This is a genomic window from Sandarakinorhabdus sp. (genome assembly GCF_031422795.1).
Classification (GTDB): Bacteria; Pseudomonadota; Alphaproteobacteria; order Sphingomonadales; family Sphingomonadaceae; genus Sandarakinorhabdus.
In genome coordinates, this window is record NZ_JANPML010000451.1 from 1 (window position 1) to 1,676 (window position 1,676).

Sequence of the window (1,676 nt, forward strand, 5' to 3'; positions counted from 1 at the left end):
GCGAGGTGGGCGGCGTTGGGGACCACCTGGCCTAGGAAGGCGCGGCGTTGGTCGTAGAATTGCTGCACCAGCGCCGGATTGCGGCGGAAGGCCTGCGGCGTGGCGACATCCTCCACCCTGTGGCCTTCCCACAGGCCATCGGCGGCGCGGAAGGTGGGCACGCCGGATTCCGCCGAAATGCCGGCGCCGGTGAGGATGACGATGTTCTTGGTCATGCTGCCACCATAAGGGTGGCTGGCGAAGCGCTGCAAGCTGTGGCTGTATAGGCGGATGAAGAGCCGGCGCATCCAGTGGCGATTTGGCGGGCAGATGCTGGGCTGGGGCGCAGCGCTGGCCGGCGGTGCCGTGCTGCTGGCGTGGGCCGATTATCAGCGCATGGCGCGCACTCATGCTGCCGATATCGCGCTGCTGCTGGTTGCCGGGCTGTTCCTGGGGCTGGGGCTGTGGCTGGGTTTTTCCGTGTGGAACCGCCCGGCGCTGCCGCCCGGCAACCCCGCCGCTGTGGCCAGCCTGGGCCTGACCCCGCGCGAGGTGGAGGTGTTGGGCCTGCTGGCGGCGGGACAGGCCAACAAGGAGATTGCCCGCGCGCTGGGCGTGTCGCCCAACACGGTGAAGACGCATCTGACGCGGCTGTATGAAAAACTCGGCGTCAGCAGCCGTACCGCCGCCATCGCGCACGCCCGCGCGCTTGGCGTAATCGGGTGATTTTGGCCAAATCACCCATCTGGGCGACTGACACGCACCCGCTTGCTGTGCGCTGATGCTGGCGCAACCATCGCCGCACAGGGGAACAGCATGATCACCACCATCACGCGTTACGGGCTGGCCGCCGGCTTCATCATCGGCAGCATATTGTTTGGCACCACCGTGGGTTTCCACGATGATATTCCCAATCCGGTTGTTGGCATGGCCATTGGCTATGCCGGGATGTTGCTGGCTTTTTCGATGATCGTCATCGCCATCCGCCGCCACCGCGATGGCGTGTTGGGCGGGGTGATCGGTTTTTGGCCGGCGCTGGGGCTGGGGCTGGGCATCAGCCTGATTGCCACGGTTTTTTATGTGCTGGCCTGGGAAGCGGCGCTGGCGGTTACGGGCATGGATTTCGGCGCCGAATATGCCGGCATGATGGTGGCCGAGGCGGCAAAGTCTGGCGACGCGGCTGCCATCGCCAAGGCCAAGGCCGCAGCGGCGCAGTTCGCCCACGATTATGCCCAGCCGCTGTGGCGCATGGGGGTGACGGCGACCGAGATCCTGCCGGTTGGCCTGCTCGTCTCGCTGGTGGCAGCCGGTTGGCTGAGCCGCCGCCGCACGGCGACAGCGTGAGCAGTTGCACCTGCGCCCATCATCCCGCACAAGGGTGGCATGACGAAAAAGCCGATCCGGGTTGGTGTGCTGGGCGCCGGTGGCCGCATGGGCCAGAGCATCATTGCGGCGCTCGCCGATTGGCCCGCCCCCGCAGGGCAGAAGTTGCTGGTGTTAGGCGGCGCGGTTGAACGTGCCGGCCACCCGAGCTGCGGGCTGCCAGCCGGATCGGGCCATCAGGCAACGCTCACGATCTGCTCCAACATCGGTGCCATCGCGCATAAATGCGACGTGCTGATCGATTTTTCCGTGCCGGGCGCGCTGGCGGGCAGCATCGAGGCGGCACAGGAAGGCCGTAGTGCGCTGGTCATCGG

The 1,676-nt window shown here is 66.7% G+C and carries 3 protein-coding genes and 1 pseudogene; 3 read left to right on the plus strand and 1 reads right to left on the minus strand.

Annotation, left to right across the window (positions count from 1 at the left end; genetic code table 11):
- Positions 1 to 215 (minus strand): Sir2 family NAD-dependent protein deacetylase (locus RMO81_RS15295; protein ID WP_310476802.1); only part of this gene is annotated, 215 nt, incomplete at its 3' end.
- Between the two features lie 55 nt (positions 216 to 270).
- Here RMO81_RS15295 and RMO81_RS15300 point away from each other — a divergent pair.
- The 3 genes and pseudogenes from RMO81_RS15300 to RMO81_RS15310 all read left to right on the plus strand — a co-directional run.
- A complete protein-coding gene (locus tag RMO81_RS15300; RefSeq protein ID WP_310476803.1) occupies positions 271 to 705 on the plus strand; it encodes a response regulator transcription factor in 435 nt (144 codons plus the stop codon).
- 90 nt (positions 706 to 795) lie between these two features.
- Positions 796 to 1,323, plus strand: a complete 528-nt coding sequence (locus tag RMO81_RS15305) for a DUF4199 domain-containing protein (protein WP_310476804.1) — start codon at positions 796 to 798, stop codon at positions 1,321 to 1,323.
- Positions 1,324 to 1,362: 39 nt separating this feature from the next.
- Positions 1,363 to 1,676, plus strand: a pseudogene (locus tag RMO81_RS15310) (4-hydroxy-tetrahydrodipicolinate reductase); the annotation flags it as partial.